18 protein-coding genes are annotated in these 17,050 nt (G+C 40.5%); 8 read left to right on the plus strand and 10 right to left on the minus strand.

Annotated features, from left to right (window positions below):
- Window positions 1-162 precede the first annotated feature (162 nt).
- From ACPZ3T_RS12300 to nblB, 4 genes are all read left to right on the plus strand, one after another.
- Window positions 163-507: a DUF760 domain-containing protein gene (locus tag ACPZ3T_RS12300; RefSeq protein ID WP_490276629.1), complete on the plus strand. Its 345-nt coding sequence runs from the start codon at window positions 163-165 to the stop codon at window positions 505-507.
- Between the two features lie 420 nt (window positions 508-927).
- The gene (gene mutT, locus ACPZ3T_RS12305; protein WP_490276631.1) at window positions 928-1,344 is read left to right on the plus strand and encodes an 8-oxo-dGTP diphosphatase MutT; all 417 of its coding nucleotides are present in this window, start codon (window positions 928-930) and stop codon (window positions 1,342-1,344) included.
- A gap of 260 nt (window positions 1,345-1,604) precedes the next feature.
- Window positions 1,605-2,063 (plus strand): CBS domain-containing protein, encoded by a 459-nt coding sequence (locus ACPZ3T_RS12310; RefSeq protein ID WP_490276633.1) that lies wholly within the window; start codon window positions 1,605-1,607, stop codon window positions 2,061-2,063.
- 94 nt (window positions 2,064-2,157) lie between these two features.
- Window positions 2,158-2,823 carry a phycobilisome degradation protein NblB gene (nblB, locus tag ACPZ3T_RS12315; protein WP_490276635.1) on the plus strand — a complete coding sequence of 222 codons (666 nt, stop codon included), beginning with the start codon at window positions 2,158-2,160 and terminating at the stop codon, window positions 2,821-2,823.
- Between the two features lie 60 nt (window positions 2,824-2,883).
- Here nblB and ACPZ3T_RS12320 read toward each other — a convergent pair whose 3' ends face one another.
- Complete coding sequence (locus tag ACPZ3T_RS12320) at window positions 2,884-3,702, minus strand: exosortase-dependent surface protein XDP2 (RefSeq protein WP_490276637.1); 819 nt, start codon at window positions 3,700-3,702, stop codon at window positions 2,884-2,886.
- A gap of 883 nt (window positions 3,703-4,585) precedes the next feature.
- Here ACPZ3T_RS12320 and ACPZ3T_RS12325 point away from each other — a divergent pair.
- The gene (locus tag ACPZ3T_RS12325) at window positions 4,586-6,439 is read left to right on the plus strand and encodes a C2 family cysteine protease (protein ID WP_490276639.1); all 1,854 of its coding nucleotides are present in this window, start codon (window positions 4,586-4,588) and stop codon (window positions 6,437-6,439) included.
- Window positions 6,440-6,649: 210 nt separating this feature from the next.
- On the opposite strand, the gene ACPZ3T_RS12330 is transcribed toward ACPZ3T_RS12325, so the two are convergent.
- The 7 genes from ACPZ3T_RS12330 to rpaB form a co-directional block, all read right to left on the minus strand.
- Complete coding sequence (locus tag ACPZ3T_RS12330; RefSeq protein WP_490276641.1) at window positions 6,650-7,471, minus strand: exosortase-dependent surface protein XDP2; 822 nt, start codon at window positions 7,469-7,471, stop codon at window positions 6,650-6,652.
- Window positions 7,472-8,087: 616 nt separating this feature from the next.
- Complete coding sequence (locus tag ACPZ3T_RS12335) at window positions 8,088-8,606, minus strand: DUF456 domain-containing protein (RefSeq protein ID WP_490276643.1); 519 nt, start codon at window positions 8,604-8,606, stop codon at window positions 8,088-8,090.
- Window positions 8,607-8,867: 261 nt separating this feature from the next.
- A complete protein-coding gene (locus ACPZ3T_RS12340; RefSeq protein ID WP_490276645.1) occupies window positions 8,868-9,146 on the minus strand; it encodes a hypothetical protein in 279 nt (92 codons plus the stop codon).
- Window positions 9,147-9,151: 5 nt separating this feature from the next.
- Complete coding sequence (locus ACPZ3T_RS12345) at window positions 9,152-9,658, minus strand: hypothetical protein (RefSeq protein ID WP_490276647.1); 507 nt, start codon at window positions 9,656-9,658, stop codon at window positions 9,152-9,154.
- Between the two features lie 126 nt (window positions 9,659-9,784).
- Window positions 9,785-10,417: a Uma2 family endonuclease gene (locus ACPZ3T_RS12350; protein WP_490276649.1), complete on the minus strand. Its 633-nt coding sequence runs from the start codon at window positions 10,415-10,417 to the stop codon at window positions 9,785-9,787.
- A gap of 21 nt (window positions 10,418-10,438) precedes the next feature.
- Window positions 10,439-11,080, minus strand: a complete 642-nt coding sequence (locus tag ACPZ3T_RS12355; RefSeq protein ID WP_490276651.1) for a cofactor assembly of complex C subunit B — start codon at window positions 11,078-11,080, stop codon at window positions 10,439-10,441.
- 153 nt (window positions 11,081-11,233) lie between these two features.
- Window positions 11,234-11,962: a response regulator transcription factor RpaB gene (gene rpaB, locus ACPZ3T_RS12360; RefSeq protein ID WP_017742704.1), complete on the minus strand. Its 729-nt coding sequence runs from the start codon at window positions 11,960-11,962 to the stop codon at window positions 11,234-11,236.
- Between the two features lie 177 nt (window positions 11,963-12,139).
- On the opposite strand from rpaB, the gene radA reads away from it, so the two are divergent.
- Window positions 12,140-13,648 (plus strand): DNA repair protein RadA, encoded by a 1,509-nt coding sequence (gene radA, locus ACPZ3T_RS12365; protein WP_490276653.1) that lies wholly within the window; start codon window positions 12,140-12,142, stop codon window positions 13,646-13,648.
- Window positions 13,649-13,921: 273 nt separating this feature from the next.
- Window positions 13,922-14,632, plus strand: coding sequence for a Uma2 family endonuclease (locus tag ACPZ3T_RS12370; protein WP_490277207.1), 711 nt, complete (start codon window positions 13,922-13,924; stop codon window positions 14,630-14,632).
- Between the two features lie 387 nt (window positions 14,633-15,019).
- On the opposite strand, the gene ACPZ3T_RS12375 is transcribed toward ACPZ3T_RS12370, so the two are convergent.
- Both ACPZ3T_RS12375 and ACPZ3T_RS12380 read right to left on the minus strand, forming a co-directional pair.
- Window positions 15,020-15,283: a hypothetical protein gene (locus ACPZ3T_RS12375; protein ID WP_490276655.1), complete on the minus strand. Its 264-nt coding sequence runs from the start codon at window positions 15,281-15,283 to the stop codon at window positions 15,020-15,022.
- 54 nt (window positions 15,284-15,337) lie between these two features.
- Window positions 15,338-15,811 (minus strand): hypothetical protein, encoded by a 474-nt coding sequence (locus tag ACPZ3T_RS12380; protein WP_490276657.1) that lies wholly within the window; start codon window positions 15,809-15,811, stop codon window positions 15,338-15,340.
- Between the two features lie 255 nt (window positions 15,812-16,066).
- On the opposite strand from ACPZ3T_RS12380, the gene ACPZ3T_RS12385 reads away from it, so the two are divergent.
- Window positions 16,067-16,888, plus strand: a complete 822-nt coding sequence (locus tag ACPZ3T_RS12385; protein WP_490276659.1) for a Uma2 family endonuclease — start codon at window positions 16,067-16,069, stop codon at window positions 16,886-16,888.
- Window positions 16,889-17,050: the final 162 nt, after the last annotated feature.

Consider the following 17,050-nt stretch of genomic DNA (forward strand, 5'->3'; position numbering starts at 1 on the left):
CCCATGTTTGCTGTACGGTTACACCTACTCCCGATCGCAAATTAACTTGTTACATTAATTGACAGGAACACTAAATAGACTGTTAAGTCAAGTAAATAAAAGACCTCAGCCTACTCAATTTACTAACACCACGTTCAACCGTGGTAGTACAGGAGGTACAAAGTGAGTAATCCATCTAACCGAGTATCAGAATTTTTTGAAAGCGAATCAGAAACAAATAATTTACTCTGGCAGTATGTGAAGTCATTAAACCCAGAGACAGTTAACCAGCTATCTAAACCAGCCTCCCCTGACGTGTTTCAAGTCATGGAGCGTAATATAGTCGGACTGTTGGGGAATCTGCCTTCTGAACACTTTGACATTACTATTACTACCAATCGAGAAAGCCTAGGACGGTTATTAGCATCTGCCATGATTAGTGGTTACTTCCTGCGAAATGCCGAACAAAGAATGAGCTTTGAAAAGGTATTGCAAGGAACTGAGAGCAATAATCACGAAGCTGAATAGCATTTCACCTTTTCCCAGATGAATCATACATCCTTGAGTAAATAGCTTGTGAAATTACCAAGGAAAACTACCTAATTAGTAGTCATGTGTTAGCTGCATTTGCTACATTAACCACGCAAGCTAACGCTGATTATTTTTGCAGATATTTATTAACCATCATTGACCCCATTAAAGTTTTAAGCAAGATAAGTAGAACGGTGTAAATAATTAAAGGTTCGTAGTAAGGACTAAAGTCCTTACTACGAACTAAATACAATTTTTTTTACATTACTTTACATAGGTTGTTTTTTTTTCAAGTCTTTCTACTTAGAAACCGTATAATAAGTCCAAACTCGGCAGATATTCCAGAAATCTGCTGAGTTTTGTTGTGTATAGTCAGGGTTAGCAAACCTGAGTTTCCCAAGTGCCGTGAGGTTTTAAATGGACAAAACCACTACTTTACCACCACATAAAATTATTGGTGTAGCTGTAATTTGGAATGAACACCAGCAAATTTTAATTGATCGTCGTCGTCCAGAGGGGGCTATGGGTGGTTTGTGGGAATTTCCTGGTGGAAAAGTCGAGTCCGGCGAAACAGTTGAACAGTGTATTAAAAGAGAAATTTACGAAGAACTGGGAATATTAGTGGCAGTAGGAGAACATCTCATTACAATTGATCACACTTATACTCATTTACGTGTCACGTTGACAGTACATCACTGTCGCTTGCTTTCAGGCATTCCCCAACCCCTAGAGTGTGATGAAGTTCGTTGGGTAAGTTTAGATGAGTTAGAACAATTTACTTTTCCCCAAGCCAACGCTCAGATTATTGCTGCATTAAAAGGGAATGGTGAGTAGGGTGTAGGGGGCAGGGAGAAGGGGGCAGGGAGAAGGGGGAGACAAGGTAGACAAGGTAGACAAGGTAGACAAGGTAGACAAGGTAGACAAGGTAGACAAGGTAGACAAGGTAGACAAGGTAGATTTTACTCCAATGCCCAATGCCCCATGCCCAATGCCCAATGCCCCATTACCGTAACAATGTATTAACTCATTCAGGTTGAGTCACCGAATTTTCTACAATATTCGCAGAGACAGTGATCGAGGGTGTAAGCGAATCAATGCCTAAAACCGTTGCCGATATAATGAGTCCTGAGCCAATTGTTGTCGGGCCAGCAACTCCACTTCAAGAAGCAATCCAAATTCTGGCAGAACGACGTATCAGTGGCCTCCCTGTTGTCGATGATGTCGGTAAATTGTTGGGCATTATCTCAGAAACTGACTTGATGTGGCAAGAAACTGGTGTAACACCTCCGGCATACATCATGTTTTTGGATAGTGTGATTTATCTAAAAAATCCTGCTGTCTATGAACGGGATCTGCATAAAGCTTTAGGACAAACTGTTGGAGAAGTGATGAGCAAAAATCCTGTGACTATCACTCCTGACAAGACTGTAAAACAAGCTGCCCAACTCATGCACGATCGCAATGTTCATCGCTTACCTGTGTTAGATGAGACGGGTAAAGTTATCGGGATTCTCACCCGTGGTGACATTGTTCGGGCGATGGCTGCTAGTTAGTCAATGGTCAATGGTCAAGGTGTAGTAGCTATTTTGACTCTAGACAATTGACTATTGACTTTTGTGAAACACTTTGAGAAATTAGGATAATTAAATGAGTACAACTCCTGAGTCTGTAAGACAGTTGCTCAGTTCTGAAGATTTGGGCGATCGCTTGCGTGCTGTAAATCAAATCCGTGAACTTGAACCCGCTACTGCTTTTGAATTGGTGCAAATCGCTATTGGTGATAGTAATTCCCGTGTTCGCTATTCAGCAGTGAGTCAGTTCGATACTCTCGGTACTCAGGACTTAGATTTATCGTTGGATTTATTGCGGGGTTTGTTAAAAGATCCAGAAGCTGATGTACAAGCAGCCGCCGCAGATTGTCTAGGTGCGTTGAAGTTACACGCTGCTTTTGAAGATTTACAACAGCTTTACAACACCACCCCTGAGTGGCTAGTGCAATTTAGTATTATTGCCGCATTGGGAGAGTTGGGTGATCCGCGATCTTTGGAATTGCTCAAACAAGGACTGGCATCTGATGTAGAATTAGTGCAAACTGCCGCTATTAGTTCCCTGGGAGAGTTAGGAGATTTACAAGCAGTTCCGTTGTTGGCTGCCTATGCTACTAACCCTGATTGGCAAATGCGTTATAGAGTAGCACAGGCTTTGGCGCGTTTGGGTGGTGCAGAGGCTAAGGCTATTTTAGAAACTTTAGCAAATGATGAAGTAGATGCGATCGCCACTGAAGCCAAAAAATCTTTGCAATTAGTTGAATAACCTTTCCGAGCTTACGCAAGATGAAACCGAAAAGCTGATTCTTGCGTAACGTTCATAATTTTATGTTGTTTTAGTTTTCATCTGACGACGACGCACCAACATCAAACCAGCTACCGCACCTAACCCCATCATTGTGGTAGGTTCAGGTATAGGTGTGCAGCAAAAAGAAGTATGAGCAACTAATTTGAAATCAGCACCATTAAAGCCAGTCTCAGATATTAATTTCAAACCACTAACTAAACTACCGTTAGTTAATCCCAAATCAGCAAAGCTCACACCCCAAGCACCTACATTTTGAGCTTTACTAATTTCTGTTGTTTTGATCTGAAAGCCAGCGAATTGCCACAATGACCTATCTATTGTAAAGGCATTACCCAGTAGACTTCCACTCCCATCCAATGCTTGAAGTTTAAGATCACTGTTCATTCCTCGTTCCCAGAAGAAGAAGCTATCTATTTTAGTGTCGCTCGATGCAACTGCACTCTCAAAAAATACATCAAGCTCAAACCCGCCATTATCTTCACTATCGATAATATTGTTTAAGTTGTTATTACCCAAGTAGGCGGCAATCTCTGAAGCTAAGGGGTTTTCGTTGGGAGTTAAACCCGGAGGGGGAGTAGCTGTATCACCATTATCAGTACTAGCTGGGCCTAGAACACCTACGTTGCTGATGATGTTCACTCTATTAACTAATTGAAAGTCACTGATCTCTTTGCCATCGTTCCGAACAATAGACAGCAATTCAATATCTGCTGTAGGATCGGTAACAGGATTGGGGCTAAAGTTGGTGGTGAAAGTACCAGCTTCCGCAGAGTTAGACATAGCTACAGCTCCACTCAGAGCCAGTACCATAGATGTGAATATATTTTGAGCTTTCATTCGTTGTTGCGAAAAATGTTGATTTGAGCTATTTAGTCAGAAAGTAAACGTTTCAACCCTTCACCCCATCTGATGTTGAAAAATTCAGTTTGATTTTTTATCACCAGAGTGATCAAAGCGTGTTACTTGCAATACAGAGTTTATCACCTTAAATTTACTTACGTAATACGTAATTATTGAAAGTTATCTCAAAAAAACCTGAGACTATACGTTTTTTTAGAGAATTTTTATGATTTTTGCCTTGATTTATGAGCAATTAGGCATTAAACCACAACATTTATATAGAAATCCAGTTTGATTTAGAGAAAAAATCTCAGTCTATGTAGCATGGGTAGTATGTGTAGGGTGTGTTATCGACAGCGTAAAGCACCCATGACAACTTGCGGTGCGTTACGGCTTACGCCTAATACCATTTCACGAAAAACCTGATACAGATGTAAACCCTCAAAGCCTTGCTGCATCTAAGTTTTTTAATTACGAATTACGAATTACGAATTACGAATTGGTATAACACACCCTAGTGGCTTCAAAAGTCCTAAATTTATTTTTTGTGTTCCCCCTTCACATTGCGATGAATTAAGGGTGTTCAAATATAAGAAGTATCAATAGTTTGTATTATATTTATCCAATACAATTTAATTTCCTCCGTAATACCAACTTAATTCAACAAGATTATTTATAACTTTATTGCATATTTATTCTTAAATTAAGTATTTATACTAAAAGTTTGAGATTGCGTGGATGTCCCCTAGTTTCTACAAAACTTTAAGAAGATAATTAAGAAAAGTTTAATTTTGTTTTCGTGTTTGTAAAAAACTAGTTTTTCACATAGATGAAAGGGTGCAAATTCCCCCATTTTTTAGCTATGTAAGCAAGGATATTTATGCCTTTTGATAATGCAGGTAATACGTTACAAACTGCGAAGAAGATAACTCTTACTACCAATATTCAGACCTTCAGTGATTGGGTAGGTTCGTCAGATATCGATGATTTCTACAATTTTAATCTGAGTGGACATAGCAGTCTTAATCTCTCTCTTGACGGACTGAGTGCTAATGCTGATGTACAGATTATTAAAGATGCCAACCGTAATGGTTTGATTGATAGCAAAGAAGTCGTCTATGGTTCTTATAAAAGTGGAACTACAAGTGAATATATTCGCAAGAGTTTAGACCCTGGCAGTTATTTTATTAGAGTCTATTCCAGAGGTAGTGACACTAACTACAATTTGACTATTTTTGACAATACTCCTCCAACTTCACTAGACTTTAACCTCAATAGTACTAGTGTGAATAAAACAGACAACCTCAGCATCAATAATGCTTGGGTATCAGATGAAAATGGTGTTAGCGATATCTCCAAGGTAGATTTTCGCATTCAAAAAGCAGATGGAAAATTAATAAATGTCGCTGATGCTACTGTATTTACTGCCGATCCTAACGATGGAACTAAGGCGAGTTTCAACTACAGTTTATCTCTAAAAAATTTGAATTTGGCGGCTGGTAACTATATTCTCCAAGGCAAGGCTTACGACAACACTGGTGCTGGAAGTAATACAGTTAAGGTGTCATTTACAGTCACGACAACAACATCAACCACAGCACCAACGACAGCACCAACGACACCACTCACTACACCATCGACAACACCATCAACTACAACATCAACCACAACATCGACTCCTATTCAAGATTGGTTCAGTAAAAATCTGCTCGACCAAAAGATCGTTGCACTAGCTCGGAACTTAGCATCTGATGGTGATTTAAGTCGTCAGGATATGCTGGCTATTTTTAGAGATGCTCAAGATAATTCTGCAATTGATACTAATGAAGTAAAAGACCTCAAGACATTGCTAGGTGCAAGTACACCTTTTACTATGCAAGACTCTGTGAAATGGTTATCCACACAGGTGAGTAATGGTGCATCTGTCAATATGAGTGCTACTGATTTTGAGTCTAATTTAGTTGGTCGCTGGTTTTTAGGAACAATAGCACCGACACCTGTATTTAATGGTAAAAACCTAACTTACACTGTGGTTACAGGTAGTCTGTATGGTAGTTCTGGCGAAGCGCGAATTGGTGATATTGATCAAAATAAGTTAGGTGATTGTACATTTTTAGCAGCTTTGGGTGCAACCTTTGGTCGTCAGTCTAATGATGCAGGTAATGCTTCTAGCTCTGCGATTAATAGCATGATCACAGATAATGGTGATAATACTTACACCGTACGCTTTTACTCATATAGTGGAGCAGAATATGTGACAGTTGATCGTCGCATCGCCACAAGTATTGCTGCTAAACGAAATAACGGTGTTCTTTGGGTGGCATTAGTCGAAAAAGCTTATGCTCAATGGCGGGAATGGAGTGCGAAAGGACAACCTGGATATAACCTCATAGGTAATGGAGGCTCTCTGTCTACTCCTATCAAGCAGATTACAGGAAAGCAAACAACTTACCATAGTATTAGCAGTGTTAGTTTTTCCAGTCTGGAAACTGCTTTAGCAAATGGTCAAGCTTTGACCACGTCAAGAGTTGGTAATAACAGTAAATATATTGTCAGTTACCATGCTTATTCAATTACGAATGTTTACACTAATACTAGCGGTGAACAACGGGTAGTAGTGCGAAATCCGTGGGGCGTAGATGGTAGAACAAAGACTGGTAGTGATGACGGATTTATCGATTTATCCTTTGATCAATTCATCGAGTCTTGTAATTATGGAATCGTTGTCGCTTAATCTGTGATACCTGATTTTTGCAAGTTTTAGGGACTTCCAATTTTCCAAAATATAAAACCCGCGCAAGCGGGTTTTAAGGTTACTAAATATTTTTGTTGAGGAAACAGAGATTATCTCTGCGGTTGACTATAAACCACCGATATTTTCGCCAAAACAATTATGCAGCAAGAGAATGTGAATATAGCATTGGCGATATCGCTAAAAACAATACTAACCAACAGCTTTCTTGTTTTGGCGACGACGTAATAAAGCAAGTGCAGCTACTGAACCTAAACCTAGCATAGTGGTAGGCTCAGGTACTACAATCGGATCACCATCAACGTTATGAGCAACTACTTTGAAATCAGGGCCATTAAAGCTGGTCTCAGATATTAATTTCAGACCAGCAACTAAAGTTGTGTTAGTTAATCCCAAATTAGCAAAGCTAACACCCCAAGCACCTACATTTTGAGCAGCACCAACTTCTGTGGTGTCAATCTGGAAGCCAGCAAATTCCCAGAATGATCTATCTATTGTAAAAGCATTACCGAGTAGACTTCCCGACCCATCTAATGCTTGAACTTTAATATCACTGTTGAGTCCTCTTTCCCAGAAGAAGAAGCTGTCTGTTGTTGTTTTCTGTGAGTTAACTGCCTCGTCAAAAAATACATCAAGCTCAAACGCACCACCATCTTCAGCATCGATAATGTTGTTTAAGTTTTTATTACCTAAGTAAGCAGCAATTTCCGAGGCTAAGGGGTCTTCTGTGGGAGTCAAACCTGTAGGGGGAGTAGCGTTATCACCATTGTCAGTACTAGCTGGGCCTAGAACACCTACGTTGCTGATGATGTTAACAGAATTAACTAATTTAAAGTCATTGACTTCTAAGCCATCGTTCCGAACAATAGAGAGCAATTCAATATCTGCTGTAGGATCGGTAACAGGATTGGGGCTAAAGTTGGTGGTGAAACTAGCAGCTTTAGCATTGCTAGAAACACCTAAAACAGCACTGAGAACAATTCCGGTTGAGATGAATATATTTTTAACTTTCATTTGGTTTTCCTGTGGGTATTGAGTATTAGTGAAATTACCAGTTCGGTTTGTACTCTCAATACAGAGTCTAACACCACGAAATTACTTAAGTAATGGGTTTTTATTGAAAATTAGGTAAACTAGGCTGCAAATTTTGTGTTTTTTACATAAAGAACTTTTGCAAGTTCCCAGTATCAATTCTTATCCTCATACAAAGGTTGTTTACAAACGCGTGAAACTGCTGATGTTGCAATGTTTTAGGTATTCTTGTTTAAATATTTACTTTGAGTTTGTAAACAATCTATCTATAAGCAGATGAATTTATTTATTGTTGGATGTCGGTTGGCAGGGTGTGTCAGTATCAATAACCTGTAGGTGTAGTTAGGTTTTCTTAAACTGACGCACCCTACTGCGGTGGCAACCCAACATTTATCTTGGAAACTGAATATAGATGTTAGATGTTGGTGCGCGACGGTATCAGTCTTATGACTACGTTCAAATACTTTCGTAGCGTCACGCACCCTACATTAATTAATTCAAAATTCAAAATATGCTGAGATTTTTTTAGAAATCCAACCGTGTTCTATAGAATTTATCAATCGTCAAAATCAGTAAAAGTCAATATTTTAGATTGAGTTTAGTTGACAAAGACTTGTGGCCAGGTTGTGACTAGGAAGACTACAAAAGCTGCGATCGCTAATAATCCTTGTATCAAATTACCGACTACTGTACCAACAACAATACCAACACCGGCTTTAATTGCCAATCCTAGTTGGCGACAGTAAATATACTCAGCAATAATTGCACCTAACAAGGGGCCGAATAGAATACCCAACAGTGGCCCCCCTACGGGTAAAGTTGGTAATAATCCGAAAAACCCTAACAAAAAGCCGACAAATGCCCCAATTTGTCCCCATTTGCTAGCACCGGCTTGTTTTGCACCTATATAACCAGCTAAAAAATCAACCCCAATACTTAAAATTAAAACAATGGCTGTCACAATCAAAGGTATTTTGATGGCAACAAAGGAATGACTAACTATTCCCCAAATAATAATTGCTACTAAAATTAGGCTTGTTCCAGGTATTGCCGGTACTACAGCACCAATAATTCCTACAATCATTAAGGCAATCAGTAGCCAATAAATAATTTGCATAATCTGTATTTTTTTGAAACTTTGGGAACTGAATTTAGAGAGATTTTAATATTAAATATTGAATATTATCATCTAATATCTTACTATTTATTTCTAGTAATTAGGGGATTATAAAAATAAATTATCGGAAATTGATGCTTGGGAAAGGTGCGTCAGTATGAATAATTTCTGAGTATAGTTAGGTTCTATTGCGCTAACGCACCTTACTGGACTGTAGAGACGTTGCATGCAACGTCTCTACATCATTTATTTGGCGCATTGTTAAAAGTGTGTTTGGTAATATGCTTCTACTGCACCCACAGCTTTGAGTAATGGAGCATCTAAGGGTTCAATCCAGTCAGCTACCTCACGAGCTATACCAAGAGTTGTATTTCCCTGTGATGGTTCAAGCTCACCAATCATTACTTTATTTTTGACAGATTCGAGAACACTAATTACGTTATTTAAACGCTGTGATTGTTCAGAGTTATGTCGCATCTGTTCAGCAATTGCAACTGATTGGTTAATAAGCTTGATAAATTCTTCTTTTGGAGTTGCCATAAACGTTACGGACAAGTAAATTCGTTGACAGTCATCTTTTTACCTTCAGACCACTTAATATTAGGATCTTTTGAGTCTTGAATAAAGGTTTGTTGGCCACCCCCTGGATAGCATGAAGCGGGGGTTTGAGGAGCAACAATACCTTGATAAACTGTTGTTCCTGCGGGTATTGTTACTTTGAGTCTCATTGTGGCTTGATTTCCCCATGCTTGATTAAGGGCTAAATTCTTGATTACATCTATATTTTTCTTATATTTGTCAGTTGTGAGATATCTACCATATTTATTGCTGTCGCTACTATAGTAACGATAAAAGGTTGTGGGTTGCTTGAGTGTGACTGCTTCACATTTAGAATCAAGGAAAGTAACAGCTATTTCGGTTGGGAGAGGACAATTAGTGGCTACTTCTTGAGCAATAGCTGGTGTGGAATTGAAAATTAGATTGGGACTGACTACCAATAGGTTACTGATAACACCTAAACCTATACTGATGGATACTGACTGAAATTTCATGAAGCTTTCCCTCACAAGAGTTTGTAGATTCTTTTGTCAGTATTCCATTATTTGTTTGTGTTGTTTTTAACTTGAAATATTATTTAATAACCAATATCTTAATTTTCTGGAAATTACGTGTAAATACTAAGAAATCTGCTGTTTTACCCAAGCGCGAAAAGCCTTCTTGGCGGCTAGCTGGCCTATTTTTTTACTTTCTTGTAGAAATCTAGGAATATCTTTCACCATGACAGACGCGAAAGTAGGACTCTGTTCTACTTCTGTGTATTGATTTCCTGAAAGGATATAAATTCGTAATACACTACCGTTGTATCTCCAAAATTCAGGAATACCCATTGCAGCATAGAGAGATAATTTATCTATTTTGGGTTTGGAATAATCTACCTCTAAGACTAAATCTGGAGGTGGATCTTGATTTAAATCAATATTTTCTTTATCTCTGACTAAAAACTCATTTTGAATGTAATAACTGCTATCTGGTTCTGCTCCCTTTTCTAAGTCGTCTCGTGTTAAGGTGAGTGAACCTGTAGTTTTAACTTCTAAATTAAATTCTTCACAAAGTACAACAATCAAACCTTCAATCAGACGGTTAGAAGTCTCATGTGGCATGAGTGGTGTCATGATTTCTACTATGCCATCGTCGTAAGCTAATCTTGAGTTACGCTCATTACCCATGTCCGTCAGCATCGCTTTGAACGTTTGCCAGCTAATATTTTTAAGCAAAGTTCTTGTTTGTGTAAGGGATGCTGTGGTTGTCATATAAATAACCCCTGGAGAGAATTAATAATTTTCAAGAGTTACTGCTAATTTATCGGCAATTCCGGCTATCCAATTTTCGTCTTGTTTGGTGTAACTTCTCGGTGCATTTGCTCCTAAAATTAATACGCCTTGATTGCCGATGGGTTGACAAATTACACCTTGGGTATTTTCTGGCAAATAATCAAATTCAATGCGTCCGGGGTAGACCTTTAATGCTACCAAATACACAGGCTGTTGTTTTTCTAAAACCCGTTTGACAATTGGGCCGGGAACTACTTCTGATTTATTTCCCAGAATGCCGCGACGTAACAAAACTTTGCCTTGATAGAAAACTACGAGCGATCGCGTTACCGTATTCGTTAACAATAAATGTGATGCCCAGGCTAATTCTGTTTTCACGGCTTCTGGTAAATCATCTGCTAATACAAAGCCTTCTTCACCAATCAATTCTACAGCATCAGGCGATCGCGGCTGTACTTGTTGCCAAATTAAACCAGTTAAAATCAAAACAGCACTCAAAATCACGCCTAAAACATCGCCTCGCGCCTGAGAGTCTGTGAGTTCTGGTGTCAACAACCGGTTAATTAGCAATAGCACAGCACCCAACCCCCCAACTACTAAGGGTATGCGCCGTACAACTCGATTGGGATCGGATTTAGTCATTAGTCATTTTTTGGGCATTGGGCATTGGGCATTGGGTATTGGGCATTGGGCATTGGGCATTGGGCATTGGGGTAAATATTTCTACCTTGTCCACCTTGTCTACCTTGTCTTCCTTGTCTTCCTCCCCCTGCTCCCTACTCCCTACTCCCGTGCCTATTCTTCTCCTGGTTCAATTATGCGTTGAAACAAGTAACCAGTACCTCGCGCGGTGAGTATTAACTCTGGGTTACTGGGATCATCTTCTAATTTTGCCCGTAAGCGGGAAATATGTACATCAACTACGCGGGTATCTACGTGGCGTTCTGGTGTATATCCCCAAACTTCTTGCAAAATCTCGGAACGGGAAAAGGCTTCTCCTGAACGACTGACTAGCAATTCTAAAAGGCTAAATTCCATTCCTGTTAGTCTGATGCGCTCGTCACCTTTGTAGACTTGGCGTTTGTTGGTATCAATTTTGATGTTACCTACATGAATCACGCCGGAACTGGGAATGCCTGATGCACCGGTTTTATCAACGCGGCGTAAGACTGAGCGAATCCGCGCTTCTAGTTCCTTGGGGGAGAATGGCTTGACTACGTAGTCATCCGCGCCCAATTCTAAACCGGTGATGCGATCGGCTACGTCACCCAAAGCTGTTAGCATGATAATGGGTACGTCTGATTCTTTACGTAACTCTTGGCAAACACCATAGCCATCGAGTTTTGGCATCATCACATCCAAAACTACCAAGTCAGGATCAGCTTTGCGGAATGTTTCTAAGGCTTCTTCTCCATCCCCGGCAGTGACTACATCGTAGCCAATCATCGACAGACGTGTTTCTAAAATTCGTCGGATGCTGGCTTCATCGTCTACTACCAGAATTTTTTCTTTATGACTTTCCAAGTTTCTCAACGCTCCTTAACTAAAATTTTTCATGATTAATTTTTAATACCATAATATTAAGATATCATTCTCACAAATGATTTGGAAAAAGCTGGAAACTCTTCTATTAATTGGCTTTTCAGTTAGCCCAAAAATTAAGGAAAAATTAAGATATTTAATAATATTTAAGATTTAAGAATGCCAAAGCCAAAAAGTATTTATATTTGTAACGAATGTGGTGCAGAATCTCCCCAATGGTTTGGTAAGTGTCCTAATTGTGGTACTTACAATTCTCTAGAAGAACAGATTAGCATTCAATCGTCTGTAGATATACCTAGTCGGGGCATCAGTGGTTGGCACGGCACACAAGGTAATGGCAAACCTACGAATAAGCCAGCCAAACCGAGAGCTTCTTTAACATTTGACCAAATTAGCGATCGCCAAGTCACTAGATGGGAATCTGGATATGGTGAATTAGATCGGGTGCTGGGTGGGGGCGTTGTTCCCGGTTCAATGGTGTTAATTGGTGGCGACCCTGGTATCGGTAAATCTACTTTACTATTACAAGTATCAAATCAGCTAGCGCAGAGATACCGCATTCTGTATGTTTCTGGAGAAGAATCGGGACAACAAGTCAAGTTAAGGGCTTCGCGCTTGGGTGTATCTAAATCTGTGAATGTTGTTAGTGATGAAGATGACGAAGCAGAAAAAGAATCATCCCCCGGCATAGGTGCAGATTTATACGTACTGCCAGAAACAGATTTAGAAGAAATTTTACGGGAAGTAGATTCATTAAAACCAAATGTAGCGGTAATTGACAGTATTCAAACTGTATTTTTCCCCGCTTTAACTTCCGCACCCGGTTCAGTAGCACAGGTAAGGGAATGTACGGCTGCCTTGATGAAGGTGGCAAAACATGAAGATATTACCATGTTAATTGTCGGACACGTCACCAAAGAAGGAGCGATCGCCGGGCCGAAAGTATTAGAACACTTAGTAGATACAGTACTGTATTTTGAAGGCGATCGCTTTGCCTCCCACAGATTATTAAGGACAGTCAAAAACCGCTTCGGTGCGACTCACGAAATCGGTATTTTTGAAATGGTGGAAAACGGACTCCGAGAAGTCCCCAACCCCAGTGAGTTATTTTTAGGCAACCGTGACGATCCCGCACCAGGCACAGCTATTGTAGTAGCTTGCGAAGGTACACGCCCCATTGTAGTTGAGTTACAAGCCTTAGTCAGTCCCACCAGTTACCCCTCACCCCGCCGTGCTGGAACAGGTATAGATTATAACCGCCTAGTCCAGATTCTCGCTGTCTTAGAAAAGCGTGTCGGGATACCCATGTCCAAATTAGATTCCTACGTCGCCTCGGCTGGGGGGTTAAATGTAGGAGAACCAGCCGTAGATTTAGGAATTGCCATTGCCATAGTTGCCAGTTTCCGCGATCGCATAGTAGATCCAGGTACAGTATTAATCGGTGAAGTCGGCTTAGGTGGACAAGTACGCGCCGTTTCCCAGATGGAACTACGCCTTAAAGAAGCCGCTAAACTAGGATTTAAAAGAGCGATCGTCCCTAAAGGTCAAAAATTCCCCAACTTCGACATCGAAATTGTACCAGTTTCCAAAGTCATAGATGCCATCATCGCCGCCATCCCCCATCAAGAACTGACAGACGAAGATTTAGATATAGACGAAGAAGAATAGGTTACAGGTTACAGGTGACAGGTTACAGAAGCTTGAAAAAGTTTTTTCCCCTATACCCCTACTGCCAAATATGGATTTATTAATTTACGCAATGTGCAACTTATTTTTGAAACCCCTCTCCAAACCTCTCCCCTGCAAGGAGAGACGCTTTAAATCTTGCTCCCCTTCCCTACAAGGGAAGGGGTTGGGGGTTAGGTTTTAGAGAAAGTTGCACACGGCGTTAATTTTGAATTTTGAATTTTGAATTGGTATTACACCCCCACACCCCTAAACATGACAGTCATCACCCCCAACTACCAAATCACTTGGGAAAAGCTACCCGAAGACTACAAGCTACCAGATGAACCAGTGGACAACATCAACCAACCATTTCTCGCCGCAGCACTCACCCAAAGCTTAGAATTAGCGGGAAAACTGCCACCTAACGCCCTCACACCGACAAATTACGGCATTTGTGCCACATTAAATAATAAAACTGTCGTTAAAGCTCCCGATTGGGCATATATTCCCAACATAAAAGTCAGTAGAGAAGAAGTAACCCGCAGTTACACCCCGCAACTAGAGGGAGACATCCCTGTAATTGTCATCGAATTTTTATCTGATACCGATGGGAGTGAATATTCTAGTAAACCGACTTACCCCCCTGGTAAATGGTTTTTTTATGAATGTGTCTTAAAAGTACCGAGTTACGCCATCTTTGAACCCAACACAGGAGAGTTAGAAGTATATCGCCTAGATCAAAAGACAGGTAGATACAGCCTACAAACCCCCAACGAAAACCAACATTATTGGATAGCCGAAATTAATCTTTCCCTTGGCGTATGGCAAGGTACGCGTGAAAACCGTACAGGTAATTGGTTACGCTGGTGGGATGAAAACGGACAACTATTATTATGGGGTTCGGAGTTAGTTGAAAAAGAACGCCAACGCGCCGAAAGACTAGCCGCACAACTACGCGCCGCCGGAATTGAGCCGGAAGACTAGATTGACTTTCCACAGGATTTGGAAAACCCCTCTCCAAATATCTCGCCTACCAATGTAGAGACGTTTCATGAAACGTCTCTACATATTCCCCCTTCCCTACTCTATGGTGTACACACAAGTCATCTGATACCCCTAAATCCCCCTTAAAAAGGGGAGCCACTGCGTTGGGCGGCTCTGCCGACTTGTAGCAAGTGGCGTGGACTTTGATTCTTGTTCCCCCTTTTTTAAGGGGGGCTAGGGGGGATCAAGTCACATTTTGCACTCAGCACAAAGATGTGTGTACACGGTAGCCTACAAGGAGAGAGGCTTTGAAACCCCCATTCCCTAGTAGGGAAGGGGGGCTAGGGGGGTTAGGTCTTTCAGATTTTAATGTTACTAATAATACTTTTAAAACTTCAGCCTCCAAGGCTCAACTTCCAGCCTTAAAACCTCAACCATCAGCCTCAAAAGCTCAACCGTCACCCTCAAAGCCTCAACTGTCACCCTCAAAGCCTCAACTGTCACCCTCAAAGCCTCAACTGTCACCCTCAAAACCTCAACCGACAGCCTCAAAACCTCAACCGTCAGCCTTAAAGGTTCAACTTTCAACCTCAAAGGCTCAACTGCCAGCCTCAAAGCCTCAAAGGTGAAGATATATACAAGAAAAGACACAAAAATTTTGTGTCCCTACATCAATATATTTGGAGCGATCGCCTATATTAAACTTTATCCAGTCACAACCTCGGCTTTCTTTTTCTTAGAACGGCGCGTAAACCTGCGTCCCATTTCATCAATTACACTATCTAAACCAGCCACATTACCATTAGCCTTAGCATAGTTATAAACTGCTAATGCTGCCGTATATGCTTCACTCCCAGAAGCCATCACAGTATCATCCACTAGTTCTTGGAGTTGCGTCAAAGACAACAGCACTGGATACAATGCTTCATACAGTGCTAAATCACGACGCATTTCTTCGATATCAAAAGAACGAGGTAAAAAATCAGGATTTTGTGTAGCAACTTCCAAAGCTTTACTCACAAATGCGCGACTTTTATCACCCATTTTGACTATAGTCCGGCGGTCTTCCGTCGTCAAATCAATTAAAAACGGTAACTTTTCGCGGATAGTTGCGATCGCTTGCATAACTTCATCCTTATCTGCTGCCGAAAGCTTGGCACTGATGCGATTTTCTGCCATATTTACTACAAATTTGTATACTTTTAACTTCAGTATTCACCAAATAATTCCAGCAGTCATGGTTACTTATAGGCAATTAAAATAAATTTTTTATACATCTAAAAGTAGTAATATCTCGCTAATTACTAACCTTACATAAGCTTGCCGTCTAGATGCTACTGGCTGTTACTGCCAGATAACTGAACATTTATAGATAATAAAAGCAGCAGGAACATCAAAAATTTAGCTGATGTCAAAACCATCACCCGATAATATATGACTACCTTCCCTAAATATATTCCCCAATCTGACCCGCCGCTTCCTGCTTGGGAAACCCTACCCACAATGTATGATTTACCCAGCGACAACCCAGAGGAGTCAGGTTTGCCAGACGAGTTTCACTTTCTACAGCCCTTACTTTTATACTTAACCTTTCAACCCATTAACTGGAATCCCGAATTAGTTTATTGTGCGGCTGACCTAAATCTTTACTATGATGTTGAGCATCCCTTATGGTACAAACGCCCTGATTGGTTTGGCGTTGTGGGAGTACAAAAACTCTACAAAGGCGAAGATTTGCGTTTAAGTTATGTGACTTGGCAAGAACCAGCAAATCCTTTTGTAGTAGTAGAATTATTATCCCCAGGTACAGAAGACGAAGATTTAGGGATTACTCAAAAGCCAACAGCTAAACCTCCTAGCAAATGGGAAGTTTACGAGCGAATTTTGCGAATCCCTTACTATATTGTGTTTAGTCGCTACACCAATGAACTGAGAGCTTTTCAGTTAGTCGGCGGTCATTATGAAGCGATAAATCTAAATAAGGGACGTATACCCATGCCAGAATTAGGTTTAAGTTTGGGTGTATGGCAAGGAGCGTTTCGAGATATTAACAGGTTGTGGCTACGTTGGTTCACCTTAACAGGAGAATTAATTTCTGAGCCGACAGAAGAAGTTGTTGCAGCTACGGAACGAGCAATGATTGCTGAACAAGAAGCTACTGATGCTAAACAAGAAGCGGAACAGGCAAAAAGAAAAGCAGAACAACTAGCAGAACGCCTGCGACAACTAGGAGTGAATCCTGATGAATTAGTGTAAACTATGCTTCTCAGATAAACCTGGTTAAAAACCGTGTTTCTTGCAAATCCCTCAGCTTATAAACCTTAATCTTTCGTTCAGAAACTCGGTTTTTTAGGCTAGCGATCGCGCTTTCATCTGCAACTTTTTCGTTTTTAACACAAAAATTGTCACTCAAAACAA

This window comes from Aliinostoc maniaoense, from assembly GCF_058172895.1.

Bases quoted from the DNA above. Each gene is read 5' to 3' on its own strand.
- mutT (WP_490276631.1), top strand. From the start codon at position 928: ATGGACAAAACCACTACTTTACCACCACATAAAATTATTGGTGTAGCT.
- ACPZ3T_RS12310 (WP_490276633.1), top strand. From the start codon at position 1,605: ATGCCTAAAACCGTTGCCGATATAATGAGTCCTGAGCCAATTGTTGTC.
- nblB (WP_490276635.1), top strand. From the start codon at position 2,158: ATGAGTACAACTCCTGAGTCTGTAAGACAGTTGCTCAGTTCTGAAGAT.
- ACPZ3T_RS12320 (WP_490276637.1), bottom strand. From the start codon at position 3,702: ATGAAAGCTCAAAATATATTCACATCTATGGTACTGGCTCTGAGTGGA.
- ACPZ3T_RS12325 (WP_490276639.1), top strand. From the start codon at position 4,586: ATGCCTTTTGATAATGCAGGTAATACGTTACAAACTGCGAAGAAGATA.
- ACPZ3T_RS12330 (WP_490276641.1), bottom strand. From the start codon at position 7,471: ATGAAAGTTAAAAATATATTCATCTCAACCGGAATTGTTCTCAGTGCT.
- ACPZ3T_RS12335 (WP_490276643.1), bottom strand. From the start codon at position 8,606: ATGCAAATTATTTATTGGCTACTGATTGCCTTAATGATTGTAGGAATT.
- ACPZ3T_RS12340 (WP_490276645.1), bottom strand. From the start codon at position 9,146: ATGGCAACTCCAAAAGAAGAATTTATCAAGCTTATTAACCAATCAGTT.
- ACPZ3T_RS12345 (WP_490276647.1), bottom strand. From the start codon at position 9,658: ATGAAATTTCAGTCAGTATCCATCAGTATAGGTTTAGGTGTTATCAGT.
- ACPZ3T_RS12350 (WP_490276649.1), bottom strand. From the start codon at position 10,417: ATGACAACCACAGCATCCCTTACACAAACAAGAACTTTGCTTAAAAAT.
- ACPZ3T_RS12355 (WP_490276651.1), bottom strand. From the start codon at position 11,080: ATGACTAAATCCGATCCCAATCGAGTTGTACGGCGCATACCCTTAGTA.
- radA (WP_490276653.1), top strand. From the start codon at position 12,140: ATGCCAAAGCCAAAAAGTATTTATATTTGTAACGAATGTGGTGCAGAA.
- ACPZ3T_RS12370 (WP_490277207.1), top strand. From the start codon at position 13,922: ATGACAGTCATCACCCCCAACTACCAAATCACTTGGGAAAAGCTACCC.
- ACPZ3T_RS12380 (WP_490276657.1), bottom strand. From the start codon at position 15,811: ATGGCAGAAAATCGCATCAGTGCCAAGCTTTCGGCAGCAGATAAGGAT.
- ACPZ3T_RS12385 (WP_490276659.1), top strand. From the start codon at position 16,067: ATGACTACCTTCCCTAAATATATTCCCCAATCTGACCCGCCGCTTCCT.